Raw genomic sequence first — 26,942 nt, forward strand, 5'->3', positions numbered from 1 at the left:
CTGTGGCTGTGTGGGTGCCGGCTCGACAAGAACCTCGCACCAGGCGGCGTAGGTTGCCGCCCATGGAGAAAGGTAGGGGTAGGCGGTGGACGTTTACCCCCGAGAAGGTGAACGGAAGATGAACACCGCCGTCGAAATGTCCGTTCAGACGCCGCGCGCGTACGCCGCATCCACGTGGTAGTTCCCGAACCCGAGCTTGGTGTAGGTATGGACCGCCGCAGTGTTGTCCGCCTCGACGTACAGCATGACCTGGCTCAATTCGCGACTGTGGAGGTAGTGCAGGCCGGCCAGCGTCAATATTCGACCGAGACCGCGGCCCTGTGACTGCGGATCGATTCCGACGACGTAGACCTCACCGATGGCCGGTTCCGATCCTTGGGCAGGGTGGACCTTGGTCCAGTGGAACCCGAGCAACCGGTCGCTGTCCGCCTCGAACGCCAGGAACAAGCCCGCCGGATCGAACCACGATTCGTCTCGTCGCGCGGCGATGTCGCGATCGGTCCAACCGCCCTGTTCGGGGTGCCAGGAGAACGCCGCGTTGTTGACGCGCAACAGCTCGGCATCGTCCTGATGGCCGCGATACGTTCGCAGCGAGATACTGTCCGGTACAACGACATCCGGCAGCTCCGGCCCGGCCGCTGCCCGACGCATCTGCAGTAGCTCCCGAACCACGTGCAGCTCCAGACGCGCCGCGACGGACTGCGCCGCGGGCAAGTTACCGTGTGCCCAGATTCGCGTGTCGGAGCCGACATCGAGTGCGCGAGAAACCAATTCGCGACCGACACCGCGGCCACGGGACTCGGGATCGACGACTGCCTCGGCCATGCCGTCGGCGATTGCGACGTATCCGAGAACGCGATCACTCTCGGTGGCGACCAGGCGAACGACCTCCTCGCCTGCGTCGACTGCTTTCACTGCCTGTTCCGAGAGGGGAGCAGTTCCATCGACTTCTGTTGCACGAGCGAGGATCTGGTGAATCTCGCGAGAAACGCTGGAAGACGGTGCGTTGCCGTCGATCGGATGGACGTGGAACGCAATATCCGAATTCATCTACGAGAGCGTACTCTGCTGCTCGAACTCGAAATCCGAATCGTCGGAGTCCTCCCCCACGGCGTCTGCGGAGGTGAGACCGCCCTTGGCGTTGCGTGCGGGCCGGACCGCCTTGTATCCCACGTTGCGCACGGTGCCGATCAGCGACTCGTACTCGGTGCCCAGTTTGGCGCGAAGGCGTCGAACATGGACGTCGACGGTGCGCGTGCCACCGAAGAAGTCGTAACCCCATACTTCCTGCAGCAGCTGCGCACGGGTGAACACCCGGCCCGCGTGCTGAGCCAGATACTTGAGCAGCTCGAATTCCTTGTAGGTCAGATCGAGCGGACGCCCTCGCAGTCGTGCGGTGTACGTGCCCTCGTCGATGACCAGTTCGCCGAGCGTGATCTTGCCCGAGGCCTCCGGGCTCGCAACACCGCCGCTGCGACCGACCAGCAGTCGCAATCGCGCGTCCAGCTCCGCCGGTCCGGTACCGGGAAGCAGGATGTCGTCCAGACCCCAGTCCGAGTTCACCGCGACCAGCCCACCTTCGGTGAGCACTGCGACGACGGGGATGGCAGATCCGGTACTGCCCAGCAGGCGACACAGACCGCGCGCCGCAGCCAGATCCGTGCGGGCGTCGACCAGCGCGACGTCGGCCGAACCCGCCTCGAGAAGCGAGGACACCTCGGTGGGCACCGGGCGGACGTGATGCGCCAGGAGAGCGAGCGAAGGCAGAACACCCTCCGGATTGGGATCGGAGGTCAGTAGTAGGAGCTCCACTGCGTCTCCGTTCTTACTGCTGGCCGGTCCAGCCCAGGCTGGATTGGAGAGATCATCAAGCACACAGACTAGCTTGCTCATTCATCCGGCCGAAGCGGGCAGTACGCAATGTGTCGGTCACAATGGACTCGTGCGCACACTTCTCATCGGACTCGTCAGCCTGCTGGCCCTCGCGCTCGTGGTGGATTTCGGCGCTGCGGCCTACTCGGAATACCGAGTCTCACGCGCGATCCGCGCAGGCGGGGAGCTCAACTCGGACCCCCAGGTGATCGTGCACGGCTTTCCGTTCCTGACCCAGGCAGCGAACGGGCGCTACCAGAACATCGAAATTCGAGCCCAGGACGTACCGACCGAGTACGTCGGTTCGACGACGATCGAGGCCAATCTTCGCGGCGTGCACATCGCCCTGCCCGACTTGATGAACAACAACGTCCGGGAGATCCCCGTCGACGAGCTCGACGGCCGCGTCCGCATCGAGGCGACCGACCTCGGCCAGTTCCTCGGCATCGTCGACCTGCAGGTTTCTGCGCCGCCGGCCGACAAGTCCGACGGGACGGGCGGCTCCGGCGGTTCGGGCAAGACCACAACCGGGGGCGTCGTGCTGACCGGAACGGTTCCGGTCGGCCCCCTGCAAACCACAGTGAGCGTGCAGGCCGATCTGTTGCTCGAAGGAGACAGCGTGGCGATCGTGGCGACGGACTTCTACTTCGGCCCCGAAGGGAAGGCGGATTTCACGATTCCGGACTTCGCCAAACCCACGGTGCTCGGACTGTTCACCAAGACCATCGAGAGCCAGAGTCTGCCGTTCGGACTTCGTCCGACGGACGTGTACGCGGAGGGTTCGCAAATCGTCGTCGAGGGCTCGGGCGAGAACGTGACCATCGACCTCAACGAAATCGAGAAGCCGTGACAGGTATCACAGTCCTGGCGGTCGTGGCGATCCTTGCTGTCGCTACCGGATTCTTCCTACGCAGCCGATCGGGCAGCGTGCGGGACGTGCGAAACACCGATTCCGAGACCGACGCTCTCCGCCCGCTACTGCTCGAGGCGGGCGTCACGACGGACGGCGCAACAGTGCTGCACTTCTCGGCGGACTGGTGTGGTCCGTGCGCCGCCGTGCGACGCGTCGTCGGACAGGTACTCGACGGCCGCAGTGGAGCCCGCGAAGTGGAACTCGACATCGACGCCCATCCGGTTCTCGCTCGCGAACTCGGCGTGCTGTCGTTGCCCACCACGTTCGTGCTCGACAGCGAACTGCGGCGGCGCTCCAGAATCGCGGGGGTGCCGTCGGCTGCGGCCCTGCGGTCTGCGCTCGACGCCCTCTGATCGAACCTGCCCGGACCGGCGGTCCGACGCGTCGCTGGTAGAGGGTACGATGCTCTTCGTGTTCTCACGCCGCGAGCTGATGCTCACCAGTCGACGCACGGTTGATCTGTGCCGACTGGGCGGTTGTTGCTGTCGCTGCTGCTGATTTCCTCGCGCCGCCACGCCCATGCGTGATGCCGGTCCCCAGCTAGGAATCCACGTCCGAGCACTGCCGATGCGGCGTGCTCCGGTCCCGCACAGGAGTACTTCTCGATGTCGACATCCGACACCCGCACCATCACCGAATCCACCACGATCGACCAGGTCGACGTTCGCGGTCCCCGCTTCGCAGCATGGATCACCACCGCCGTTCTGGTCGCCGTCCTCCTCCTGACCACGTTCTCGGTCCCCGCGGCGGCGATCCTGCTCGGGCTTCAGGCAACAGTGTTCGCAATCGGAGCCGTCCGCGGACCCAAGCACAGTCCGTACGGCACGATCTACGCGACATTCGTCGCTCCGCGACTCTCCCCGACGAGCGAGCGCGAGCCGGTGGCTCCGTTGAAGTTCGCTCAGGTGGTGGGTTTCGCGTTCGCCGCCGCGGGAGTTCTCGGCTTCGCGCTGGGCGCTCCCACTGTCGGCACCGTCGCGGCAGGCTTCGCCTTGTTCGCGGCTTTCCTCAACGCCGCATTCGCGGTCTGCCTCGGCTGCATGCTCTACCCCCTCGCGGCGCGGCTGCGCGGCACCCAGCGCACCGCATCCTGACCTCCTTACCGATCCGAACACCGAAAGGAACACCATGGCTCGCTCCGACGTCCTGGTCTCTGCCGACTGGGCCGAGCAGAACCTGAACACACCGAAGACCGTCTTCGTCGAGGTCGACGAAGACGCCAGCGCCTACGACGGCGGACATATCGAAGGTGCGGTCAAGCTCGACTGGCGCAAGGATCTGCAGGACCCGGTTCGCCGCGACTTCCTGGGCCAGGAGCAGTTCTCGGATCTGCTGTCGGCCAAGGGAATCAGCAACGACGACACCATCGTGCTGTACGGCGGAAACAACAACTGGTTCGCTGCCTACGCATACTGGTACTTCAAGCTGTACGGCCACCAGGACGTCAAGCTGATCGACGGTGGCCGCAAGAAGTGGGAACTCGACGGACGCCCGCTGTCGAACGGCGTCGTCAGCCGTGAGACCACGCAGTACCGTGCCGCCACTCCCGACCTGTCGATCCGCGCATTCCGCGACGAGGTCATCGACGCCATCGGCAACAAGAACCTGATCGACGTGCGTTCGCCCGACGAGTTCTCCGGCAAGATTCTCGCTCCCGCTCATCTGCCGCAGGAACAGGCTCAGCAGCGCGGCCATGTGCCGTCGGCGATCAACATCCCGTGGAGCACCACCGCCAACGAGGACGGCACGTTCAAGTCCGACGACGCACTCGAAGAGCTGTACAAGGCCAAGGGCTACGACGACGACAAGGCGACCATCGCCTACTGCCGCATCGGTGAGCGTTCGAGCCACACCTGGTTCGTCCTCAAGGAGCTGCTCGGCAAGGAAGACGTCAAGAACTACGACGGCAGCTGGGTCGAATACGGCTCCCTCGTCGGAGCGCCGATCGAGTTGGAGGTTCACTGATATGTGTGGAGCACCCGTACAGGGCCAGACCATCCCCGCAGGCGTCGACGTCGAGAAGGAAACGGTCATCACCGGCCGCGTCCTGGCCGGCGACGGTGAGCCGGTAGCCGGTGCCTTCGTGCGCTTACTGGACGGCACCGGCGAATTCACCGCCGAGGTCGTCGCATCGGGCACCGGAGACTTCCGGTTCTTCGCAGCTCCCGGACAGTGGACGCTGCGCGCTCTGTCCGCCTCTGGCAACGGCGACACCGTCATCACTCCCGAGGGCGCAGGCGTGCACTCGGCGGACGTCACCGTCGGAGTCTGATTTCACAGTCCGTCTCGGATAGAGAAGAACCCCGCACCTGTTGGCAGGTGCGGGGTTCTTCTGTTCTGCTCGACGGACTCAGTTGGGCACGGGCGCTTCGGTGGTGCGCTCGGGAACGGTGGAGTACTGCGGCGGGAACATCCCGGGTGGCAGCGGAATGCCTTGTGATTCGAGGAACGCACCGAGATCGCTCACTCGGGTGACCGTTCCCGGCTCCGGCAGCAGTCGAGGCTCGGGTGCGAGCTCCGGTGCGAGCTCCGGTGCGGGCTCGGGTGCGAGCTCCGGTGCGAGCTCCGGTGCGGGCTCGGGGGCAGGAGTCGCCGGTGCGCTCGTCTCGGGAGCGGGCGCGGGCGCCTCGTTCTTCTCACGTTCGGTGCGCGCAAGATCGGTCACCCAGGCGACCATCTTCTCGCTCTCCCACTCGAAGCCGTCGTTCGGATCGTTGTACCAGTACGACAGATGCTGCAGGAAGCCGAGCGCAAGGTAGGGCCCGAGCACGACGTCGACGATGCCCTTGTTGTTCTCCTCCAGGCCCACGCTCTCGGCCCGCAACTTGGCTTTCACGGTCTCGGCACCTGGCCCGATCGCCCAGTTCAGATCGGCCAGCAACTGATCCGGTGTGAGAGCTGCCGCCGCCTGCTGATCGGCAACCGTGTAGTCCACGTCCGCCACCTTCACCAGAACCTGAAGCAGCGTCTCGTCGGATTCGAGCCAGGACTTGTCGGTTGCAATATCGACGATCGCGCGCGTGGCAATCGTCGTCACGACACGGGCGAAGTCGGCCACCGACTGCACCGGATTCAGCAGCGTCAGCCGCATCTGAGAGATGATCTCCAGAGCCAGTTGCAGAAACTCGATCTTGTCCGGAGCGTCGCACGCGAGGTCGTAGGGTCGGCACGACCAGGTGACCTTGTCGTTCAGCGCACCGTAATCCCGGGGCGACTGGTCCATGAACCCGCCGAGCGACTCACCGGGCTCGTCGCCGAAATTCGGCACACCGGCCGGACGGTAAGGCGATCCGACCATGATCACGCCCGCGATGTCGTCGGCAGTGACCAGTGCATTCGAGTCGCGATGGCCCAACTCGAGGGCGAGCCGATCGAGCACCTCGCCGCCGACGCTGTACCCGAGAAGCGCGAATTTCGTCTTGTCTCCGCACTTGGTCTTGTACTCGTCCATCAAGCGATTGGTCGTGGCAACGCCTTCTGCGATCGATTGCTGATACGTGGATACGTCGTCCAGAAAACCGACTCCGTACGTCGACGCGTACGGGACGTAGAGCCAGCCCACCGTGCCGGGACTGTCCGCGTTCGCCTCACCGACCGGAACCGTGACGTTGCCGACCCAGTTCGAGGCAACCGTGGACGAAATTTCGTTCAGCGGGTTGCGACCGGAGTCCGAGTCGGTGGCACCCGAGACTGCGAGAAGCAGTACGTCAGGGCAGTCCTGCGCATAGTTGTTGGGGTCGATGTTCGGCCCCTGGGAAGACCCGGTGTCCGCAGACCCCGAATCGGCAGACCCGGAATCGGCCGACCCGGATTCGGCAGATCCCGAATCCGGAGCGGCGAGCGCGGCTGCAGGAGCGGCGAGCGCAAACGTCAGCGCGACGAGCGCCGACCTGAACAGAACGGATCCGAACGACGATGTCAGAGCCCGTTTACGACGCAGCATTTTTGCGGAGACCTCCCCAGCCTTCGAGACAGTGCACAGTGAAAACGTCGGCTGTGTCGCTGTCGAGCGCCCGACGCCCCCCGAAGAAGGTACCTGCTCGCGACAATATCGCTGTCAGTTACGGGTGATCCGGCGCACTCGGACCCCGAACTCGGTGAGATGTCACCAATGACACAGTCCGGATTCGGGCCGCTGTTCTCGGTGGGAAACGAGGCGGGTTAAACTCGCACTCGTGGTCATCTTCTTCGAGGTATTGCTGGTACTTGCGGCAATTGCCATCATCGCGTTCTCGCTGTACGTCGTCTACCGACTGGTCAACGACGAGTCGTGACAGATTCCGGCAATGCTGACGACGGACGCGACGCTGACGAGGGACGCAACGCCCCCATCACCAGTGGTGACGAAGCGATAGCGGCTGCCGAGCAGAAGTTCGCCGAGGCGTCGTCTCGGAATGTTCCGGTGCTGCCGGACATCCCGCACCCCGACGACACGGCCAACCTCCGCCTGGGCCCCGATCTTCACCCGTCGATGCTGGCGCTGCTCCCTCTTGTCGGTGTGTGGCGCGGGCAGGGAGAGGGCCACGACCCCGAGTCGGGCACCGACTACCCCTTCGGTCAGCAAATCGTCATCACCCACGATGGCGGCAGCTACCTGAGCTGGGAATCGCGCTCGTGGCGTCTGGACTCCGACGGTAACTACGCTCACCCAGACCTGCGCGAAACCGGATTCTGGCGCGTCAGCGGTGGCCACGGTGTCAAGGGTTCCGAGGACGAAGAGGTAGTCGAACTCCTACTGACTCACAGCACCGGCGTCGTCGAGCTGTATTACGGACACGCACTCACCAAGTCCTCGTGGGAACTCGCCACCGACGTCGTCATCCGCAGCACGTCCGGTGCACTCGTGGGCGGTGCACGGCGGCTCTACGGAATCGTCGAAGGCGGAGACCTCGCGTACGTCGAGGAACGCGTCGTCGCCGACGGCCCACTCGCCCCGCGCTTGTCCGCGCGCCTGGCTCGCTACATCGGCTGAGCAACTCACTTCTCGTACTGCATGCGGATGGTTAATTGCATCCGGATCGTTCTTGCATGCGAACGGCCCCCGAGCCATACCTGCTTTCAGGTCCCGACCGGACAGGTCGGGGGCTCGGGGGCCGGGTAGCTGCCTGGGATTCGCCTGCCGCTCGCGCGGTCTTCGCAGTGAATCCGTCAGCGATTGCGGCTAGCTGACAGCCACCTCACGCGTCCTAGAGTTCAACAACTTCAGACCACCTCCTCTCTCGTGTACTTCACAACGTACGCCCGAGATCACGAGTCGGCAAAGAGTTTTTTGGCGGCGCCGCGGCCGAGATCGATCACCTGGTCAGCGTCCGTGTTCTCCGGCAGTTGATGGGTGACGACCACCACGATCCGGTCGGCACCGAACAGACCGCCGTCGGTGGTGAGCAGCTCTCGCAGAATCGATTCACCGGAGACTTGGTCGAGATGTTCGGTCGGCTCGTCCAGCAGCACGATCGGTGCGCTACTGAGCAGGGCACGGGCCAGCAACAGCCTGCGCCGCTCTCCCCCGGACACCGCCTTCGCGCCGCCGACCAGGGTGGTGTGAACACCGAGCGGTAACGCGTCGAGCCACCGGCCGAGGCCCACTCGTCGCAGTGCCTGCGTCGCTTGCTGTTCGTCGACGTCGCCGCGCACCACTCGCAGGTTCTCCAGAATCGAGGTGTCGAACAGGTGCGCGTCCTCGGCGAACAGCGCTGCATCCGAACCGTATTCCTCGGCGAGTGCGCGCAGCATCGTCGTCTTTCCCGATCCGCTGGGCCCGATCAGTGCGCTCCGCGCAGTGGTGCGGTCGAGTGCCCCAGAGGGCACATAATCGCACCACTGGGGCGGAGCCGCATCGAGCATCGTCATGATTCGACCCGCTGCGATGCGTCCGCGCATCAATGCGATGGCAGCACCGGGCAACGCCGCAGTGGCCTCGAAGGCGGCCAACGGAACCAACACGATGATCGCCAATGCCATCGGCGTCATGCCGCTCGCGGTACCTCCGGCCGGTCCGTACAGCCCGATACCGACGAGCAGAGAACCGATCACCGAGGCCCCGATCGACAGCGGCAGTGCGGCATCGGCCAGAGCCGACGGCCGAGCGGCACGATCCCGGGCGATCACCGACTCGTCTGCTGCGCGTGCGGCTTCGGCGAGTACGGCGTCGAGTCGCCCGGCAACCCGCAGTTCCGGGGCATGGTCGAGTGCTTGGACGGTTGTCTCCGCGAACCGCGCATCGGCGTCGGCACCGGCTTCCTCGGCGATTTTCGCCGAGCGCGTCGCCAGCATCGGTGCGCCGACTCCGGCGATCAGCAACGCCACCGCCAGAATCGACGCGGCAGCCGGCGCGATTCCCGCCAGCAGCCCGACGGCTGCCAGCATCATCACCACGCTCACACAGATCGGTACGACGGCCCTAACGACTACGTCGCCGAGCACGTCCACATCTGCTCCGGTGCGGGCCAGAACGTCGCCGCGCCGCAGAGCCACCCCTCCGTTTCCGTTCGCCAACTGCTCGTAGATCCTCGTGCGCGCTGCCGTCGTACCGCGCAGCGCCGCATCGTGCGTTGTCAAACGTTCCAGATAGCGGAATACACCGCGCGAAATGCCCAGTGCCCGAACGGCTACCACTGCGACGGACAGGTCGAGCACCGGCGGCATCTGCCAGGCGCGAGTGATCAACCACGCCGACAGTGCCGCAAGTGCCAATGCGCTACCGAGCGTCGCGACCCCGGCGGCCACGGCCGACGCGACCCTCCGCGGGGAGAGCTCCAACAGCGCCAACGCCCGCCGCAGGTCAGACATGATCCAGCTCCGCGGGCGCACTTCCGGATACCTCGACGATGCGGTCGCCTGCGTGCAGCACCGAACGTCGGTGACCGACCATGATCACGGTGACACCTCGGTCTGCTGCGCCGCGAACGGCCTGCAGCACGGTCTTCTCGTTCGCCGAATCGAGGTGTGCGGTCGGTTCGTCGAGCAGCATCACGGCGGCATCCGAAACGAATGTTCGGGTCAGTGCCAGACGCTGCAGCTCGCCCAGGGAGAGCCCGACCCCACCCTGTCCGACGCGGGTGTCCCAGCCCTCCGGATGGTCTCGGAGAACCTCTTCGAATCCGGCAGCGCGGCTCGCTGCGTGCAACGCGTCGGCGTCGGGAACGCCATGCAGAGTCACGTTCTCGTAGATCGTGCCTGGGATCAGCACCGGTCGCTGCGGTAGCCACGCGACCTGCGCCCACCACTGTTCGAGGTCGAGACCGGCCACGGGCACTCCCCCGATTCGAACCACACCTCCGGAGGGTGTCGCCACACCGAGAATCGCATGCAGTGCAGTCGATTTACCCGCGCCGTTCGCTCCGGTCAGTACCGTGATGGTGCCCGCTCGGCAGAGCGCGGTCAGCCCCGCCGGAGCTGCACCGTCCCGACTCGCGACGGTGAGCCCGTCGAGCTCGATATCAGCGGACTCCGCGTCCACGGTTCGGCCACCGCTCCGCTGGGCCGTTCGCCGATCCAGCACCCGAAAAGCGCGGTCCGCGGCCTCGACACCGTCTTCGGCCGCATGAAACTGAGTGCCGACGGCGCGCAGCGGGAAGTACACCTCGGGGGCGAGGATCAACGCGATGATTCCGGCTTCGAGCGTCATCTCCCCGAACACCAGACGCAGCCCGATGCCGACGGCCACCAACGCGACACACAGGGTCGCGAGCAATTCGAGAACCATCGACGAGAGAAAAGCAACCTTCAACGCGCGCATGGTCGTTCGTCGATGGGCGTCGCCCAGTGCGCGGATACGAGCGGCGGGTCCGTGTTCGCGCCTCAGCGCGCGCAGAGTCGGCAGACCGGCCAGCAGATCGAGCAGCTGGGTGGACAGCCGGGTCATCGTGGTGAGCGTCGCGGCCGCTCGTCCCTTGGTGAGCAAGCCGATCAAGATCATGAAGATCGGGATGAGCGGCAAGGTCACCGCGATGATGACCGCCGACGTCACGTCCTGGATGAGGATGACGAGCAGCACCAGCGGAGTGACGATGACGGTCAGCACCAGTGCCGGCAAGTAGCCGGTCAGGTACGCCCGCAGGCCGCCGATGGCGCGGGTCACGACGACAGCGAGCTCCTCACGTTCGGCGTCGAGCTCTCGGGGCTCGAAACGAGTTGCTGCCGTCAGTACTTCGATCTCCAACTCGGCCACCACACGCGAGGCCGACCGGTGTGCGTACCGCGACTGGGCCCCGGTCGCGAGGACGCGAACTACCATCGCACCCGCCAACACGGCCAGTTCCGCCGTCCAGGCGGATACCGTCCTGGCTGCGGGGTCGGTGATGACTCCGGCCAGGATGCGTCCGATCGTCAGCGCGCCCACGATGATGCACAGGGTGACGACGGTCGACAGCCCGACCGTCGCGAGCAGGTAACCGCGGGCGGAACGAGAGTACTTCCACAGCCGCGGATCGACCGGCCCCTTCGCCGGTGTACGCGCAAGAGCGGGTGCGGTCACGACTTGACCGTCAGTCCGATCGAGTCCGGTATGTGGGCACTCGAGATGCGTTGCCGGAATACCCAGTACGTCCAGGCCTGGTAGCCGATGACAACGGGAGCAGCGAACGCTGCAGCCCACGTCATCACCTTCAACGTGTACGCACTGGACGACGCGTTGGCGATGGTGAGATCGAAGGCGGCGTCCGTCGTGGATGGCATGACGTTGGGGAAGAGGGACGCGAACAGCAGCGCCACGACGGCCACGATCGCGACGGTGGTGAACACGAAGGCCCAGCCCTCGCGCACCTTCACTGTCAGTGCGACGACGGCAAGCAGGGCCACCGCTGCCACGGCGACGAGTGCCCACGTCCACGTCTTTCCGTGTGCGAGTTGTGTCCACAGCGCAAAGGCTCCGCCGACGAGTACTGCCGGAACCGACAGTCGCGCGGCAATTTTCACCGAGTCCTCGTGCACGTCCCCCGAGGTCTTGAGCGCGATGAACACCGCACCGTGCAGCGCGAACACCAACGCCATGGTGGCTCCGCCGAGCAGTGCGTACGGGTTAAGCAGGTCGAAGAATCCCGCGGTGACCTTCTTGTTCCCGTCTATCGCGACTCCGCGCACGATATTGGCGAAGGCGACGCCCCACAGCACCGCCGGAACCCACGATCCGATACCGATGCCGATATCGCAGCGCTTACGCCACACCGGATCGTCGATCTTTCCGCGCCACTCGATGGCGCAGATGCGCAGGATCAGCGCGACCAGGATCAGCAGCAGCGGAATGTAGAAGCCCGAGAACAACGTCGCGTACCACTCGGGGAAGGCGGCGAACAGAGCACCGCCCGCAGTGATGAGCCAGACTTCGTTGCCGTCCCAGACGGGGCCGATCGTGTTCAGGACGGCACGCCTGCGCCTCTCCCCCGTTGCTGCATCGGGGTGCCTGCCCGGGAGTGGAGCCTGCGAAACGACCTTTGAATCTCGACCCAGTATGGGCATGAGCATCCCGACGCCGAAGTCGAAGCCTTCCAGCACGAAATAGCCGACGAAGAAGAACGCGATGATGAAGAACCAGAATTCGGGCAATGACATTGACTATCCCCTAGTACGCGAACGAGAGTTGTTTGGGCTCATCGTCTTCCGAATCCGGTGGGTCGACGTGCGGATGCGCGTCGTGGTCGAGAGGTCCTTCGATGACATAGCGCCTCAGCAGGTAGAACCAGACACCGCCGAGAGCGGCGTAGAGCAGCGTGAACGTCACCAGCGAGGCGACGACGAGGGCGACAGGATGGTCCGATACGCCCTGATCGACGGTGAGCCGGATCTGATCGACTCCCGACAGGTTCGGCGCGACAACCCAAGGCTGACGACCCATTTCGGTGAAGATCCAGCCGGCACTGTTGGCCAGGAACGGCGTCGGAATTGCCAGAAGCGACAACCACGAGAACCACTTCTGATCCGGAATCCGGCCGCCTCGGGTGACCCACAGACCCGCAAGGGCGAGCAGCGCGGAGCCTGCGGCCAGTCCGATCATCATCCGGAAGGCCCAATAGGTGACGAACAGATTCGGCTTGTAGTTGCCCGGACCGAATCGCTGCTCGTATTGGTCCTGCAGCTGATTGACGCCTTGCACGGTGGAATCGAAGTCGTTCTCCGCCAGGAAGGAGGTCAGGCCGGGAATCGAAACGAGGTGCACCACGGATTCGCAGTTGTTGTGAGTACCCACGGTCAACAGCGAGAAACTGGCTCCGGTCTCGGTGTCGCACAACGATTCCGCGGATGCCATCTTCATCGGCTGCTGCTCGAACATGAGCTTGCCCTGAATGTCCCCGGTGAGTGCGAGCGCGCCACCCGCGGCGATCATGACGACGAAGGACATGCGCGCTGCCGACCTGAACATCAGGCGTGAACTCGTCCTGTTCTTCTTACGAGCCTCGCGAACCATCCACCAACCGGAGATTCCGGCGACGAAGGTCGCGGCTGTGAGAAATGCGCCTGCAACGGCGTGCGGAAAAGCAGCCAGCGCAGTGTTGTTGGTGAGCAATGCCCAGATATCGGTCAGCTCGGCGCGGCCGGTTTCCTCGTTGTAGATCGCGCCGACGGGATGCTGCATCCAGGAATTGGCGGCGATGATGAAGAAGGCCGAGGCGTTGACGCCGATGGCGACGAGCCAAATCGTGGCCAGGTGAACGAGTTTGGGGAGTCTGCTCCAGCCGAAGATCCACAGACCGAGGAACGTGGACTCGAGGAAGAACGCCAGTAGCCCTTCGAGTGCAAGCGGCGCGCCGAAGACGTCACCGACGAACCGTGAGTACTCACTCCAGTTCATCCCGAACTGGAACTCCTGCACGATTCCGGTCGCGACGCCGAGCGCGAAGTTGATGAGGAACAGCTTGCCGAAGAACTTGGTCAGCCGGTACCAGGAGTCCTTGCCGGTGATCACCCACATGGTCTGCATGGCGGCCACCATCGGCGCAAGGCCGATCGTGAGGGGTACGAGAATGAAGTGGTAGACGGTGGTGATACCGAACTGCCACCTCGAGACATCCAACGCGTCCATCAGTACTCCGAACTCTTCGACCCGAGCTGTGACGGGCAACACCGCTGGTCAGGGCATTGACCCGCGACGAATTCGAATGTACTACTACGGCTGGTAGTAGGGAAGAGTCTTTCGGCAGGGTCGTTCGGCCCTTATTGCTTCTCGGCCGCCTTCACCGCTCGATCGACCATCGCGCGCACCGGTTCGCCCAGGCCCGCACGACCGAGAGTCACGCCGTTCATCGTCGTCACCCGCGCCGCGAGCGTGACACTCGAAACCAGCCAAACACCATCCGCTGCAATGAGATCCGCTGGATAGACGTGCCCGTGTTCGCACGTCCAACCATCGGCCTCGGCAACCCGAAACAACCCGGCGACCGTGGTTCCGGCCAGGATGCCCTGCTCGACCGACGGTGTGACGAGAGTCTTACCGCGCTCGAGCACCACCGTCGAGCGCGGGCCTTCCAGTACTCGGCCCTCACTGCTGAGGTAGATGACGTCGTCCGCGCCCAGCGTGGCCGCATGTCGCAGTGCAGCCATGTTCGTCGCGTAGGACAGCGTCTTGGCTCCTGCGAGTTGCCACGGCGCACCGGACGAGAAATCCACCGAATACCCTCTATCGAGGGTGATCACCGACACCCCGTCCTCGCGCGCGGACCGCACCCGCTCCGGGAGGGGGCCCACCGTCACGTATCCCGTCGGATCCCCGCCGCCCTCGCGGCCGCGGCTCAGTACCAACCGAAGCACTCCCTCGTCCTGCAACCCCGTCGCCCACAGACCGACGGCCTGCTCGACGACAGCGCGCCACTGTTCCGCATCTGGAACCGGCAGGTCGAGCGCCTTCGCCGACGCCACCAGACGCGCGAGATGCAACTCCACGGCGCAGGCCGCGCCGTCGCGGACGAGCAGCGTCTCGAACACGCCGTCCCCGCGCACAGCAGCCAGGTCGTCGGCGAACAGCAACGGCCGATCCGGGTCGTGCACTCGGCCGTCCAACGTCACGACTATCGAATCGAGCATGGCGTCACTGTAGAGCAGCGGTCAGTCGGCCTGATCCGCTCGAGCCATCACCTCGCGGTACTCGTCGAGGTCGATGTCCTCGGCGACCACGGTCTTGGTGCCGTTGTAGACGTCACGGTCGATCTCGTCGTCGGCGTTGGCCACCAACATCGCGACGAACGTGTCTCCGTTGACGTTGAGGAAGGTGCGGAAGATTCCGGCGAACCAGTCGACGGCTATCAACAGGCCCACCGCTGCGAACGGAAGGTCGAGCGAGGTCGCGAGGAACATTGCGACCACGGGGAACCCGCCCGGCACGGTGATCGTGCCCATGTTCAGCAGGATGGCGAGACCCATCCCGAGGGCGATCTGGCCGACACCGAGATCGATGTCGCCCGCCTGCGCGAGAAACATGACGACGATCATGTAGTTGAGCACCGCGCCGTACGAGCCCATGGTCAGCCCGATCGACAGCGTGAAATTCGCGACTTTCTGACTGACACCGACCTTCTCCACGGTGTTCTTCAGGACCGTCGGGAACGTGACAGCAGAACTCGTGGTCGTCACCGCGATGACCGTCTGCTCGGTGAGTTTGTTCGGCAAGCTCCTGGGATCGAGCCGCGTCCGCACGGTGACGACCACCACGAACAGGGCGAAGAGGATGACGACGCCGAGCAGCGTGGTGCCCAGGTAGCTCAGAGCGGTCGAGACGACGGAGAAGCCGACATCCCCGGCAAGAGCAGCGAGGAGACAGAACACACCGACCGGTGCGATGTACATCACCAGGCGAATCATGGTCAGGACGATCTGCTGGATCTGATCCATGAACGTCAGCACGCCGGTGTCGCCCGTCTTGGTGATATGGCTGCGCAACGCGATACCGAACAGCAACGAGAAGACGATGATCGGCACCATGGTCGCCGTCGACATCGCACTGAAGACGTTGGTCGAGACGAAGTTGAGCAGTGTGTCCTGCCAGCCCAACGCCTCGCTCGCGGATTCTTCGAGGCTCGGGTCGAGTTCCTGGGTGAACTCCATGCCCGCACCCGGCTGGATGAGGGTGCTGAGCAACCACGCCAGAACCGCTGCCACGAACGAGAAGCCGATCATCCACTCGAACGTCCGTACCGCGATCTTGCCGGTTCCCGTTCCGGACATCGATCCGGTTGCGACGATCACCGAGGTCATGACCAGCGGGACGATCGACATCTGAATCAGGCGGATGAACAGATCGCCGATGAACTTCAGGTTTGCCGCCCAGTCCCCGACGATCAGACCGAACGCGATTCCGCCGATCGCCGCCAGGCCGATCTGCGCTGCGGGGTGTCTCAGTGCTTTCACGGCTCGAAACCTAGACAGGGGAATTCGCCCCTCGATATCGGCCGCGTTGCGACTGGGTAAAACGTCCGGCTTCCCAGGCTCCTACTATGGGGTGGTGTCCGATTCCGTGACGATCAGTCCCAGTCCTCTTCTCACTCTTCCCGGTGCAGTGCCTTCCCCGGACGACAGCGTCGACGCCGGGGTGGCCTGGCACTACGGCAATCCGTTCGGCGAGCAACGGGACGCCGTCAACAGCGCCGCCGTCATCGATCGGTCTCACCGGTTCGTGCTCGCCATCAGCGGAGACGAACGATTGAGATGGTTGAACACGATTTCGAGCCAACTCGTCTCCGATCTGCCCGACGGTAGCTCGGCCGAGAACCTGAGCCTGGACGTCAACGGCCGCATCGAGCATCACTTCGTACAGACCGACCTCGACGGTGTCACGTACATCGACACCGAACGTGCTGCCGGGCCGGATCTGCTGTCGTTCCTGAAGAAGATGGTGTTCTGGGCCAAGGCCGAACCCCGCGAAGCCGACGAACTCGCCGTTCTCACCGTCCTGGGGTCCGACGCGGCGTCGGTTCTCGACAAGGCCGGTGTGCCGGCTCCGAGCGAGCTCTACGGTGCGTCGGCGATCGACGGCGGCGGATTCGTTCGGCGGATGCCGTGGCCCGGAAAGAACTCGTACGACGTGGTGGTTCCTCGCGCCAACCTGAGCGACTGGTTCATCCGACTGCGCGACGCAGGCGCCGCTCCGGCCGGAACCTGGGCGTTCGACGCGTTGCGGGTGGAATCGCTGCGTCCGCGCGTGGGCGTCGACACCGACGAGAAGACCATTCCGCACGAGGTTCGATGGATCGGCAGTGCCGCCGAGTTCGGTGCCGTGCATCTGGAGAAGGGCTGCTACCGCGGCCAGGAGACGGTCTCGCGCGTCCACAACCTGGGTCGCCCGCCGCGACACCTGGTGCTGCTGCATCTCGACGGTTCTGCAGACGGTCGGCCCAGCACGGGTGATTCGGTCACGGCCGGCGGGCGCTCGGTGGGCCGGCTGGGAACCGTCGTCGATCACTTCGAGCTCGGTCCGATCGCGCTGGCTCTGCTCAAGAGGAACGTTCCGGTCGACGCCGCACTGGAGGCAGGCCCCTGCGCGGCGTCGATCGATCCCGATTCCATCCCGTCCTACGACGATGTGCAGGCCGGTCGCGCTGCCGTCGATCGCCTGCGCGGCCGGTGAACGGAGCCGTTCTGGCAGTGTGCGTCGTACACGCCGACGTCCCGTTCGGACGCCGCGCGGTGATCGACAGCGGTATCGACAAGCGCCCTGTCGAGGGGGCGGCCGGGAGTGGAGCCTGCGGAACGACCCCGACAAGGGTTCGTGGAGCCTGCGGAACGACCCCGACAAGGGTTCGTGGAGCCTGCGGAACGACCCCGATAAGGGTTCGTGTGCACGAGCTCGGTATCGGCGGTGATCATTGCCGGGACACGAAATTCCACGGCGGGCTCGATCAGGCCGTCTACGCGTACGACGAGCGCGAGGCGCAGTACTGGGCCGATCAGCTGGGAACGCCGGTACCGGCGGGGCGATTCGGTGAGAACCTGCGCACCGCCGGGGTGCCGGTGACGGACGCGGTCATCGGCTCGCGGTGGAGGGTCGGCACCGTGACACTCGAGGTGACGATCGCCCGCAAGCCGTGCGCCACGTTCGCGCGCTGGATGGGCGAACCGGGGTGGATCCGTCGATTCACGGCGCGGGGCGATGTCGGCGCGTATCTGCGAGTGATCGAGCCGGGTGTTCTCGGCAGTGGCGACGCGGTGACCGTGGAGTCGGTTCCCGAGCACGGCGTGACCGTCCGGATGCTCTTCGAAGGCAGGGATGCGACCGCGATGCAGACTCTGCTCGACGAGCCGGGATTGGCACCGAAGGTGTACCGCGACGCGGCGGCAGCGCTGAAATCCTCGCGGAGACCGTGACGCGCGGTACGTCGATTTTCGTGTCGTCCGGCAAATATAGTTCGCCAGTGCACGGATATGTGCAGGTACAGGCGCCGCCGACCCCAACCCCGGGCGTGTCGCGTCGGCCTGCGCACCTCCGACACATGGCACCGTCTGCGCATCGCGGCGATTCGCGCGCTAGAGTGTGTGCCAGGAAGAAATACCAACTCTAACGGGGCCGCCAAATTTCCCCAGGCCGCCCCGCAAGTCCGCGAGGGGGCACCGCCATGGGCCGAGGCAGGGCTAAGGCAAAGCAGACAAAGGTCGCTCGTGAGCTCAAGTACAGCTCGCCGACAACGGACTTGGAGAGTCTGCAGAAAGAACTCTCCGGTGGTTCGTCCAACTCCCATCGTGGCATCCACTCTGACTCGGATGTGCATTCCCGAGTCGAGGAAGACGAGTACGAGGACTGGCGACGCTAGTACTGTGCACTGAACGACTGAGGGGGAGCCGCACTGCGGCTCCCCCTCACTTGTTCGTCCGGTGCTCGGGCGATCAGAACCTAGCCGATCAGAACCTCGGGTGGTTGCCCAGCATCAGCGCACGCTCGGCGGCGATGTCCTTACCGGCGGCCTTCTTCACTGTGCCCAGAGTCCAGCAGTCGATGTGCCGGGCCGTCAGCACGGCAAGTGCGCGGTCGACGTCCTCGGGTGCCACGATCGCGACCATGCCGACACCCATGTTGAACGTCTGCTCCATCTCGGCCCGCTCGACGCGTCCGCGCTGAGCGATCAGCGAGAAGATCGGGGCAGGGCTCCACGTGGTGCGGTCCAGTTCGGCGACCAGCCCCTCGGGCATCACCCGGGAGAGGTTGTTGGCCAGTCCGCCGCCGGTGACGTGGCAGAACGTGCGCACATCGGTCTCGGCCGCGAGCGCGAGGCAGTCCTTGGCGTAGATCTTGGTGGGCTCGAGCAGTTCCTCGCCGAGGGTGCGGCCGAACTCCTCGACGTGGCCGCCGAGATCCATGTGGTTGATCTCGAGCAGCACCTTGCGGGCCAATGAGTAACCGTTGGAGTGCAGGCCGGACGATCCCATACCGATGACGACGTCACCGGGCCGCACCCGCTCGGGGCCGAGGATCGAATCCGCCTCGACGACGCCGATTCCGGTGGCCGAAAGGTCGTAGTCGCCGTCGGCCATCAGTCCCGGGTGTTCGGCCGTCTCGCCGCCGAGCAACGCGCAGCCGGCGATGATGCAACCCTCGGCGATGCCCTTGACCAGTTCGGCGACCTGCTCGGGAACGACGCGGCCCACGGCGATGTAGTCCTGCAGAAACAGTGGCTCGGCTCCGCAGACCACAAGATCGTCGACGACCATCGCCACCAGGTCGAGTCCGAGGGTGTCGTGCTTGCCGAGGGCTTGCGCCACCGCGACCTTGGTGCCGACACCGTCGGTCGATGCGGCCAGGACCGGCTCACGGTAGTCGCCCTTGAGCGCGAAGAGACCGGCGAAACCGCCGAGACCGCCCATGACCTCGGGCCTGCTGGCCTTCTTGGCGAGCGGCGCGAACAGCTGCACTGCTCGATCTCCTGCGGCGATATCGACCCCGGCCGCCGCGTAGGAGGCACCGCCCGAGTCAGGTGCGCTCGTGGGTTGGGATTCCTCGGTCATTCGGCTCCAGCCTGTGTACTAGTTCATGTCAGCGCCCGGTGCGGCGCGGCCCCAACGGTACCGGAGTGCCCGGTGGCGAGAAGAATTTACGTGTGCAGGCGCTTGCCCGGAATCGCCGCGAGCAGCTTCTTGGTGTAGTCCGCCTCCGGGGATCGCAGAATCTTCCACGGGGTTCCCACTTCGACGACTGCCCCGTCGCGGAGCACGACCACGCGATGCGATACACGGTCGACGACCGCGAGGTCGTGGCTGATGAACAGGCAGGCGAAGCCGAATTCCTGCTGCAACGCCTCGAACAGGTCCAGTACTGCTGCCTGCACCGATACGTCGAGCGCACTGGTCGGCTCGTCCGCAACCACCAGATCCGGTCCCAACACCAGTGCCCGCGCCAGGCTGACGCGTTGGCGTTGCCCACCGGACAGCTCGTGTGGGTAACGCTTGTCCGTTCCCGACGGCAGTTGTACGGCGTCGAGCAGCTCGGTCGTCCTGGTCGCGATCGCGTCCTTGGAGCCGTATTTGTGCACGATCATCGGCTCGGCAATACATTGTCCGACGGTCAGTCGGGGGTTCAGTGACGCCGACGGGTCCTGGAAGACGAAGCCGAACCGCTTGCGCAGTGGCTTGAGCTTGCGTTCGCTCACGCCGGCAATGTTCTGGCCCATCACCGTCACACTTCCGCTGGTGGGTTTCTGCAGTGCCGCCACACATCTGCCGATGGTCGATTTTCCCGAGCCGGATTCACCCACCAGGCCGAGGGTTTCACCCCGGTGAATGGTCAGCGAGACGTCGTCGACCGCCCGGAACGCAGGTGAGCCGACACCGCCGGAGAACTGCACCACCAGATGGGAGACGTCGAGTACCGGCTCGCCGGAGGTCTCGACGGTCTTGTCGGACTCCACCGCGGCGAGAGTGGGCACCGCAGCCAGCAGCTTCTTGGTGTAGTCGTCCGCGGGTGCCTCGAACAGCTGCGCGACCGGCGCTTCTTCGACGACGCGGCCGTTCTGCATCACCACGACGCGGTCGGCCAGGTCGGACACCACACCCATGCTGTGGGTGATGAGCACGATGGCGCAGCCCAGCCGATCCTTGAGATCGCGCAGCAGTTCGAGGATTTCGGCTTGCACCGTGACGTCGAGGGCGGTGGTCGGCTCGTCGGCGATGATGACCTTCGCCTCGCACGAGATCGCGATCGCGATCATCACGCGTTGCTTCTGGCCACCCGAGAGCTCGTGCGGGTAGTACGAGAAGCGCTGCTCGGGGTCGGGCAGCCCCACCATCGTCAACAACTCGACGGCACGCGCCTTGGCGTCCTTGGCCGGCATCCGCTTACCGTCACTACCCGGATGGGCGCGGAGCGCTTCGACGATCTGATATCCGATGGTGAACAGCGGATCGAGAGCGCTGCCGGGCTCTTGGAACACCATCGAAATCTTGTTGCCCCGCAACTGCGCCCATGCTTTGTTGCTCAGCGTCGTCACGTCCTCGCCGCCGAGCACCACGTGTCCCTCGACGCGCGCGGTGTCGGGCAACAGGCCGATGGCGGATCGGACGCTGACGGATTTTCCCGATCCGGATTCACCCACCACGGCGAGTACTTCACCGGGATACACCTCGAACGAGACCTCGGTGACGGCATCGACCTCACCGGCGTCGGTGAGAAAGGTGACCGACAACGATTCCACCGACAGCGCAGCGTCTTTCGGCGTGTTCTCTCTCGATGTCGTCAGACTCGATGTCATACCTTCGCCGCCTTCTTGAATTTCTTGCGGGTTCGCAGCAGCGGATTGAGTGTCTCGCTGGCACTTTCACCCACCATGGTCAGACCGAGCACCACCAGAACGATGCCCAGGCCGGGGAAAACCGACGTCCACCAGATGCCGTTGGAGATATCGGGCAAGGCCTTGTTGATGTCGTAACCCCATTCCGACGCGGAGGTGGGTTCGATGCCGAATCCGAGGAAGCCCAGTCCCGCCAACGTCAGGATCGCCTCGGCACCGTTGAGGGTGATGATGACCGGGAGTGTCTGCACCACGTTGGCGAGGATGTGGCGGAACAGGATTCGCGGAGTGCCCGCTCCGGTCACGCGGGCGGCGTCGACGTACGGTTCGGTCTTGACCGAGACGGTGGCGTTACGCACCACGCGAAAGTACTGGGGTACGAAGATCGCCGTGATGGCGATGGCTGCGGACGCGATACCGCCGAAGCTGGACGACTGGCCGCCCGCGACGGTGATCGAGATGACCACGGCGAGAAGCAACGACGGAAACGCGTACATCGCGTCCATGAACAGCACCAACACTCGGTCGAACCACCGGCCGATGTAACCCGAGGCCAACCCGAGCGGAACACCGATGATCAGTGACAGCACCAACGACGACGCGATCACCATCAATGCTGTTCTGGCACCGTAGATCACACGCGACAACACGTCCTCGCCGCGAACCGAGGTACCGAACCAGTGCTCGGCGGACGGAGCCGCCTGCCGAGCGAAAGCCTCCCCGGCGTCGCTGGTCTGCGAGAACCCGTAGGGCGCAAGCAGAGGCGCGAATACCGCGGCGAAGACGAACGCCACCATCAGGGCCAGGCCGACGAGCAGCGTGACGCGTTGCAACCCCGAGGTGGACTTGACGAACGCTATACCTGGAACTCGGCGTGGACGGGCGGAGGGTTCTTCGGACAGCACTACTTCGGTGGTCATCAGAACCTCACTCTCGGATCGATGAGGGCGACGATGGCGTCGGTGAAGAAGCTGACGACAGCGACCACCACGGCCAGGAACGTCACGATGCCCTGCACCGCAACGAAATCGCGGGCCTGCAGGTACCGGGCCAGTTCGTATCCCAGCCCCTGCCACTCGAAGGTCGTCTCGGTGAGTACCGCGCCGCCGAGCAGCACGGCGATCTGCAGGCCGATGACGGTGACGATGGGAATCATCGCGTTGCGGAACGCATGCCGCCGCGTCACCGTGCCCTCGCTCAGTCCGCGAGCTCGCGCAGCATCGACGAACGGTGCCTGCAAGGTCTGAATCAGGTTGACTCGCACCAGCCTCAGGAAGACACCGGCTGTCAGCAGACCGAGGGCGAGTGCGGGCAGTACGGCATGTTCGAGTACGTCGACGGTGTAGCTCGAGTCCCCATAGAGGAACGAATCGATTATCAGGATGTTGGTCTTGGGTGCGACATTCTGCAGTGCCAGTTCCACATTGGTGCTGGCACGCCCGGCCACCGGCAGCCACCCCAGCTTCACCGCGAACAGCAGCTTGAGCAACATGCCCACGAAGAACACCGGAGCGGCGTACGCCAGGATCGCGAAGATCCGCAGCGAGGCGTCGCCGAACCGATCGCGGTGGGTCGCGGCGAAGAATCCGAGCGGGATGCCGACGGCGAAGGCGACCAGCAGTGACCAGAAGGCCAATTCCAGTGTGGCGGCACCGTTGACGAGCAGCACATCGCTGATCGCGCGGTTGTCGGTGGAAGACCGGCCGAAATCGCCGCGCAGCAAACCGGTCAGGTACTCCCAGTACTGCGTGAGAATGGGCCGGTCGTAGCCGGCCTCGGCCTTGCGCTGGGCAATCTGTTCGGCCGGCAAGCGGCCACCCAGGGCGGCAGTGATCGGATCACCGATCACCCGCATCAGGAAGAAGACGACGGTGACGAGAATCCAGGCAGTGGGGATGATCAGCAGGAATCTGATCCCGAGATAGCGGGCGAGCGCGCCGTACCGTGACGGCGCGCTCGCCTGCTCTGCTTGTTTCTCGCCCTCTACCGTGGTGCTGTCGGTAGCGGGCACCGGTTCAGCTCTTGGCGAGCGTGACGAACCGGAACTTGAACGAGGCGTCGAGTGTCTCGTCCACACCGCTGATCGAGTCGGTGGCGACGGCGATCTGCTTGCCTTCCAACAGCGGAAGCGTCGGCAGGTAGTTCGTCGCGAGTTCGGTCTGAATCTGTCCGATGATCTGCATCCGAGCGTTCTCGTCGGCGGTGGTGCGTTCGAGATCGAGCAGCGAGGTGATGGCCGGGCTCTCGAAGTGCGACTGCAGGAAGTTGTCCGGCGCGAAGAACGGCGTCAGGTAGTTGTCTGCATCCGGGAAGTCCGGGAACCAACCGAGCTGGTACACGGGGTAGGCGTCGGCGACGCGTTCCTTGTTGTATGTGTTCCACTCGGTGGACTGCAGGTTCACGTCGAACAGGCCCGTCGAGTCGAGCTGGTTCTTGATCGCGGCGTATTCCTCGCTCGAGCTCGAACCGTAGTGGTCCGGGTTGTACTGCAGGTTGAGCTGGACAGGGGTGGCAACGCCTGCCGCAGAGAGGAATCCGGCTGCCTCGTCGCGGTTCGGCGTCTTGCCGTAGACATCGCCGTACGCGGTGTTGGATCCGGCCAGGCCGGTCGGGACGACGGAATAGAGCGGAGTGTAGGTGCCCTTGTAGACGCCGTCGGACAACGCCTGGCGATCCACCGAGGACGCAATCGCCTTGCGCACGGCCAACTTCTGCTCGGGAGTGCCGCCGGGCATCGTGTTCATGTTGAACACCATGTAGCGCGATTCGCCGCCGGGTCCCTCGTGCACCGTCAGACCGTCCACGGCCCCGAGCGATTCGACGTCCGTCGGGGTCAGTGAGCGCCACGCGACGTCGATGGCCTTGTTCTGCACGTCGAGCTTGAGGTTGTCCGAGCTGGTGTAGTACTTCACGTTGACCGACGAGGTCTTCGGCGTTCCGAGAATGCCCTTGTAGTCACCGTTCGAGGTGAAGCTGATCAGAGAGTTCTTGGCGTAACTGGAGATGGAGTAGGGACCGGCGAACGGCGTACCCGCCACGATCGCGTCGTCGTCGAGAATCTTGTCGGCCGGGAACACCGTCTGGTCCACGATGGGGCCCGCCGGTGTCGCCAGAATCTGCGGGAACGTCTGGTCGTTCGCTGCCTTCAGCGTGAACTCGACGGTCTTCTCGTCCGGTGTCGCGATGCTGTCGAGGTTCGTCAGCAGCGACGCGGGACCGTTGGGATCGTTGATGGACACCACGCGGTCGAAGGAGAACTTCACGCTCTCGCTCGTCAACGGATTACCGTTCGCGAACGTCAGGTCGTCCTTGAGCGTGCACTTGTACACGGTCGGCTCGGCGAACTCGCAGCTCTCTGCCGCGTCGGGCTCGAGCTCGGAGCTGCCAGGAGCGAAGTTCATCAGGAAGGGGTACGTCTGGTTCATCACCATGAACGAACCGTTGTCGTACGAGCCGGCCGGGTCGAGCGATGTCACCTGGTCGGTGGTGCCGACCGTGATGGTCTCGCCGCCACCGTCTCCGGATCCTGCGGCGTCGGTGCGTCCCGAGCCGCAAGCTGCGGCTGTCAACGCCAGGACCGACAGTGCTGCCACTGCTGCGGTCTTCTTACCGTGCTTGCGTACAGCTGTTCTGGATGCGGCGCTGTAGCGCAGCATGCGTCCGTCGTCGGGCGACAGGGTCATCTGGTGCCTCTATCCAATTCGGTGTGTCCTATGTAACTCGGGACAGTACCGATGGACTGTTTCCAATATGTGGCATTGAGAAAACCCTGCTGTTCCTTCACGGAAACAGCCAGGTCAGGGGCGACTGAGAGCGCTCACATTCGCATCGTTGTCCACCGTGTGGCCGGCGGCCGACGCGAGCAGACCCTCGAGAACATGCTTGCCGAGTGCGTTGTCGGCAGGCAGATCGATCGGGTAATTACCCGTGAAACATGCTGCACACAAACGTGACTCGGGCTGCTCGGAGGCACCGATCATGCCGTCGATGGAGATGTAGCCCAGCGAGTCCGCACCGATGGCCTGCCGGACGCCTTCGAGGATTCCGTCCTCGGAGTCGACGCCGTTGGCGATCAGCTCTGCGGGAGAAGCGAAGTCGATGCCGTAGAAGCAGGGCCAGCGGACCGGCGGGGAGGCGATGCGCACGTGGATCTCGAGCGCACCGGCTTCGCGCAGCATCCTGATCAAGGCCCGCTGAGTGTTGCCGCGGACGATCGAATCGTCCACCACCACCAGCCTTTTGCCGCGAATGACCTCTTTGAGAGGATTCAATTTGAGCCGGATGCCGAGCTGCCGAATGGTCTGCGAGGGCTGAATGAACGTACGTCCCACGTAGGCGTTCTTCATCAAGCCTTGGCCGTAGGGAATTCCGGACCCTTGCGCGAAGCCGATCGCCGCCGGCGTACCGGACTCGGGAACTGGAATGACGAGGTCACCCTCGGCCGGGTGTTCCTTGGCGAGCCGACGACCGATTTCGACCCGGGTGGAGTTGACCGACCGACCGCCGATCACGCTGTCGGGGCGAGCGAGGTACACGTACTCGAACACGCACCCCTTGGGCTCGGGGGCGGCGAACCGCGAGGACCGAACGCCGTCGGCATCGATCGCGAGCAGCTCGCCCGGCTCGATGTCTCGGACGAACGCAGCGCCGACGATGTCGAGAGCCGCCGTTTCGCTGGCGACCACCCAACCGCGGTCGAGTCGGCCGAGGCACAGTGGCCGAACGCCGTGCGGATCCCGAGCGGCGTAGAGAGTGTGCTCGTCCATGAACGTCAAACAGAACGCGCCTTTGAGCTGCGGAAGCAGCTCCATCGCCGCCTGTTCGACGGTGCAGTCGGCGGCCTTGTGCGCCATCAGCGCGGTCACCACATCCGAATCCGAGGTGCCGTTGCCCTGCAGTCGATCGCTGATCAGTCCTGCTTCGCGCGCCTTGGTGGCCAACTCGGCGAAGTTGACGAGATTTCCGTTGTGGCCCAGCGCAATCCCAGAGCCCGCCGGGGTGGTGCGGAAGATCGGCTGCGCGTTCTCCCACGTCACCGAGCCGCTGGTGGAGTAACGGCAGTGCCCGATAGCGACGTGACCTGGCATCGCTCCGAGCGTCTGCTCGTCGAACACCTGGCTGACGAGGCCGAGATCCTTGAACACCAACACCTGGGAACCGTCGGATACCGCGATCCCGGCGGCTTCCTGGCCGCGGTGCTGCAGCGCATAGAGGCCGTAATACGAGAGCTTGGCCACATCCTCGCCCGGGGCCCACACTCCGAACACTCCGCACTCTTCGCGTGGCTCGTTTTCCGGTTCGTCGATGGGCGGTCCTGCTAAAGAACTCGGACTTACCAAAAGATTCGGACTGTCGACCGACAAATCGGCGTTGGTCACGGGCATTGCTCCCTTGGGGGTACGGGCGGGGGCCGTACCCGAGTCTACGGGCACACGGCCTCTGTCAACGCATCGTGTGGA

Annotated in this window: 24 protein-coding genes; 9 read left to right on the top strand and 15 right to left on the bottom strand. The window is 64.6% G+C overall.

Going from position 1 to position 26,942, the window contains the following annotated elements:
• Nucleotides 1–144: 144 nt before the first annotated feature.
• Complete coding sequence (gene mshD, locus RHODMAR_RS22905; protein WP_008719389.1) at nt 145–1,050, bottom strand: mycothiol synthase; 906 nt, start codon at nt 1,048–1,050, stop codon at nt 145–147.
• Nucleotides 1,051–1,812 (bottom strand): winged helix-turn-helix transcriptional regulator, encoded by a 762-nt coding sequence (locus RHODMAR_RS22910; RefSeq protein ID WP_008719392.1) that lies wholly within the window; start codon nt 1,810–1,812, stop codon nt 1,051–1,053.
• A gap of 130 nt (nt 1,813–1,942) precedes the next feature.
• On the opposite strand from RHODMAR_RS22910, the gene RHODMAR_RS22915 reads away from it, so the two are divergent.
• From RHODMAR_RS22915 to RHODMAR_RS22935, 5 genes are all read left to right on the top strand, one after another.
• Complete coding sequence (locus RHODMAR_RS22915; RefSeq protein ID WP_008719394.1) at nt 1,943–2,722, top strand: LmeA family phospholipid-binding protein; 780 nt, start codon at nt 1,943–1,945, stop codon at nt 2,720–2,722.
• Nucleotides 2,719–3,138: a thioredoxin family protein gene (locus RHODMAR_RS22920; RefSeq protein WP_008719395.1), complete on the top strand. Its 420-nt coding sequence runs from the start codon at nt 2,719–2,721 to the stop codon at nt 3,136–3,138. The genes RHODMAR_RS22915 and RHODMAR_RS22920 overlap by 4 nt, the downstream gene beginning before the upstream one ends.
• A gap of 252 nt (nt 3,139–3,390) precedes the next feature.
• Nucleotides 3,391–3,879, top strand: a complete 489-nt coding sequence (locus tag RHODMAR_RS22925) for a DUF4395 domain-containing protein (RefSeq protein WP_008719398.1) — start codon at nt 3,391–3,393, stop codon at nt 3,877–3,879.
• Between the two features lie 34 nt (nt 3,880–3,913).
• On the top strand, nt 3,914–4,750 hold the full coding sequence (locus RHODMAR_RS22930; protein WP_008719400.1) for a sulfurtransferase: 837 nt from the start codon (nt 3,914–3,916) through the stop codon (nt 4,748–4,750).
• A gap of 1 nt (nt 4,751) precedes the next feature.
• Entirely contained in the window at nt 4,752–5,057 is a 306-nt protein-coding gene (locus tag RHODMAR_RS22935) for a DUF1416 domain-containing protein (protein ID WP_008719402.1), read from the top strand.
• Nucleotides 5,058–5,135: 78 nt separating this feature from the next.
• Here the strand turns inward: RHODMAR_RS22935 and RHODMAR_RS22940 are convergent, their stop codons facing one another.
• Nucleotides 5,136–6,728 carry a cutinase family protein gene (locus tag RHODMAR_RS22940; RefSeq protein ID WP_008719405.1) on the bottom strand — a complete coding sequence of 531 codons (1,593 nt, stop codon included), beginning with the start codon at nt 6,726–6,728 and terminating at the stop codon, nt 5,136–5,138.
• Nucleotides 6,729–7,115: 387 nt separating this feature from the next.
• On the opposite strand from RHODMAR_RS22940, the gene RHODMAR_RS22950 reads away from it, so the two are divergent.
• A complete protein-coding gene (locus tag RHODMAR_RS22950) occupies nt 7,116–7,757 on the top strand; it encodes an FABP family protein (RefSeq protein WP_042940147.1) in 642 nt (213 codons plus the stop codon).
• Nucleotides 7,758–8,032: 275 nt separating this feature from the next.
• Here RHODMAR_RS22950 and RHODMAR_RS22955 read toward each other — a convergent pair whose 3' ends face one another.
• From RHODMAR_RS22955 to RHODMAR_RS22980, 6 genes are all read right to left on the bottom strand, one after another.
• Nucleotides 8,033–9,574 (bottom strand): ATP-binding cassette domain-containing protein, encoded by a 1,542-nt coding sequence (locus RHODMAR_RS22955; protein WP_008719409.1) that lies wholly within the window; start codon nt 9,572–9,574, stop codon nt 8,033–8,035.
• On the bottom strand, nt 9,567–11,261 hold the full coding sequence (gene cydD / locus RHODMAR_RS22960; RefSeq protein WP_008719411.1) for a thiol reductant ABC exporter subunit CydD: 1,695 nt from the start codon (nt 11,259–11,261) through the stop codon (nt 9,567–9,569). Before cydD ends, RHODMAR_RS22955 begins: the two co-directional genes overlap by 8 nt.
• Nucleotides 11,258–12,334, bottom strand: a complete 1,077-nt coding sequence (gene cydB / locus RHODMAR_RS22965) for a cytochrome d ubiquinol oxidase subunit II (protein ID WP_008719413.1) — start codon at nt 12,332–12,334, stop codon at nt 11,258–11,260. The genes cydD and cydB overlap by 4 nt, the downstream gene beginning before the upstream one ends.
• Nucleotides 12,335–12,344: 10 nt before the next feature.
• Nucleotides 12,345–13,802: a cytochrome ubiquinol oxidase subunit I gene (locus tag RHODMAR_RS22970; protein ID WP_008719416.1), complete on the bottom strand. Its 1,458-nt coding sequence runs from the start codon at nt 13,800–13,802 to the stop codon at nt 12,345–12,347.
• A gap of 131 nt (nt 13,803–13,933) precedes the next feature.
• Nucleotides 13,934–14,800 carry an aminodeoxychorismate lyase gene (locus RHODMAR_RS22975; RefSeq protein WP_008719417.1) on the bottom strand — a complete coding sequence of 289 codons (867 nt, stop codon included), beginning with the start codon at nt 14,798–14,800 and terminating at the stop codon, nt 13,934–13,936.
• A gap of 21 nt (nt 14,801–14,821) precedes the next feature.
• The gene (locus RHODMAR_RS22980) at nt 14,822–16,120 is read right to left on the bottom strand and encodes a dicarboxylate/amino acid:cation symporter (protein WP_008719418.1); all 1,299 of its coding nucleotides are present in this window, start codon (nt 16,118–16,120) and stop codon (nt 14,822–14,824) included.
• Between the two features lie 94 nt (nt 16,121–16,214).
• On the opposite strand from RHODMAR_RS22980, the gene ygfZ reads away from it, so the two are divergent.
• From ygfZ to RHODMAR_RS27735, 3 genes are all read left to right on the top strand, one after another.
• Complete coding sequence (ygfZ, locus tag RHODMAR_RS22985) at nt 16,215–17,336, top strand: CAF17-like 4Fe-4S cluster assembly/insertion protein YgfZ (protein ID WP_042940148.1); 1,122 nt, start codon at nt 16,215–16,217, stop codon at nt 17,334–17,336.
• 17 nt (nt 17,337–17,353) lie between these two features.
• Nucleotides 17,354–18,073, top strand: a complete 720-nt coding sequence (locus tag RHODMAR_RS22990) for an MOSC domain-containing protein (protein ID WP_232433744.1) — start codon at nt 17,354–17,356, stop codon at nt 18,071–18,073.
• A 248-nt stretch (nt 18,074–18,321) separates the two neighbouring features.
• On the top strand, nt 18,322–18,516 hold the full coding sequence (locus RHODMAR_RS27735; protein ID WP_008719426.1) for a DUF3073 domain-containing protein: 195 nt from the start codon (nt 18,322–18,324) through the stop codon (nt 18,514–18,516).
• An 88-nt stretch (nt 18,517–18,604) separates the two neighbouring features.
• Here RHODMAR_RS27735 and purM read toward each other — a convergent pair whose 3' ends face one another.
• The 6 genes from purM to purF form a co-directional block, all read right to left on the bottom strand.
• Nucleotides 18,605–19,705: a phosphoribosylformylglycinamidine cyclo-ligase gene (purM, locus tag RHODMAR_RS22995; RefSeq protein WP_042940130.1), complete on the bottom strand. Its 1,101-nt coding sequence runs from the start codon at nt 19,703–19,705 to the stop codon at nt 18,605–18,607.
• Nucleotides 19,706–19,791: 86 nt separating this feature from the next.
• Nucleotides 19,792–21,444, bottom strand: coding sequence for an ABC transporter ATP-binding protein (locus tag RHODMAR_RS23000; RefSeq protein WP_008719429.1), 1,653 nt, complete (start codon nt 21,442–21,444; stop codon nt 19,792–19,794).
• Entirely contained in the window at nt 21,441–22,403 is a 963-nt protein-coding gene (locus tag RHODMAR_RS23005; RefSeq protein WP_008719431.1) for an ABC transporter permease, read from the bottom strand. Before RHODMAR_RS23005 ends, RHODMAR_RS23000 begins: the two co-directional genes overlap by 4 nt.
• A complete protein-coding gene (locus tag RHODMAR_RS23010) occupies nt 22,403–23,398 on the bottom strand; it encodes an ABC transporter permease (protein WP_042940149.1) in 996 nt (331 codons plus the stop codon). Before RHODMAR_RS23010 ends, RHODMAR_RS23005 begins: the two co-directional genes overlap by 1 nt.
• Nucleotides 23,399–23,498: 100 nt before the next feature.
• Entirely contained in the window at nt 23,499–25,139 is a 1,641-nt protein-coding gene (locus RHODMAR_RS23015; RefSeq protein ID WP_042940150.1) for an ABC transporter substrate-binding protein, read from the bottom strand.
• Nucleotides 25,140–25,280: 141 nt separating this feature from the next.
• Nucleotides 25,281–26,861 (bottom strand): amidophosphoribosyltransferase, encoded by a 1,581-nt coding sequence (gene purF / locus RHODMAR_RS23020; protein WP_042940151.1) that lies wholly within the window; start codon nt 26,859–26,861, stop codon nt 25,281–25,283.
• Nucleotides 26,862–26,942: the final 81 nt, after the last annotated feature.

Origin of the sequence: Rhodococcus sp. AW25M09 (genome assembly GCF_000333955.1) — a bacterium.
Taxonomy (GTDB): Bacteria; Actinomycetota; Actinomycetes; order Mycobacteriales; family Mycobacteriaceae; genus Rhodococcoides.

Coding starts and splice junctions, on each gene's coding strand:
- RHODMAR_RS22970 (WP_008719416.1), bottom strand. CDS start 13,802: ATGGACGCGTTGGATGTCTCGAGGTGGCAGTTCGGTATCACCACCGTC.
- cydB (WP_008719413.1), bottom strand. CDS start 12,334: ATGTCATTGCCCGAATTCTGGTTCTTCATCATCGCGTTCTTCTTCGTC.
- purM (WP_042940130.1), bottom strand. CDS start 19,705: ATGACCGAGGAATCCCAACCCACGAGCGCACCTGACTCGGGCGGTGCC.
- RHODMAR_RS22935 (WP_008719402.1), top strand. CDS start 4,752: ATGTGTGGAGCACCCGTACAGGGCCAGACCATCCCCGCAGGCGTCGAC.
- RHODMAR_RS23015 (WP_042940150.1), bottom strand. CDS start 25,139: ATGCTGCGCTACAGCGCCGCATCCAGAACAGCTGTACGCAAGCACGGT.
- RHODMAR_RS23005 (WP_008719431.1), bottom strand. CDS start 22,403: ATGACCACCGAAGTAGTGCTGTCCGAAGAACCCTCCGCCCGTCCACGC.
- RHODMAR_RS22955 (WP_008719409.1), bottom strand. CDS start 9,574: ATGTCTGACCTGCGGCGGGCGTTGGCGCTGTTGGAGCTCTCCCCGCGG.
- RHODMAR_RS22925 (WP_008719398.1), top strand. CDS start 3,391: ATGTCGACATCCGACACCCGCACCATCACCGAATCCACCACGATCGAC.
- RHODMAR_RS23000 (WP_008719429.1), bottom strand. CDS start 21,444: ATGACATCGAGTCTGACGACATCGAGAGAGAACACGCCGAAAGACGCT.
- RHODMAR_RS22975 (WP_008719417.1), bottom strand. CDS start 14,800: ATGCTCGATTCGATAGTCGTGACGTTGGACGGCCGAGTGCACGACCCG.
- RHODMAR_RS22930 (WP_008719400.1), top strand. CDS start 3,914: ATGGCTCGCTCCGACGTCCTGGTCTCTGCCGACTGGGCCGAGCAGAAC.
- RHODMAR_RS27735 (WP_008719426.1), top strand. CDS start 18,322: ATGGGCCGAGGCAGGGCTAAGGCAAAGCAGACAAAGGTCGCTCGTGAG.
- mshD (WP_008719389.1), bottom strand. CDS start 1,050: ATGAATTCGGATATTGCGTTCCACGTCCATCCGATCGACGGCAACGCA.
- RHODMAR_RS22940 (WP_008719405.1), bottom strand. CDS start 6,728: ATGCTGCGTCGTAAACGGGCTCTGACATCGTCGTTCGGATCCGTTCTG.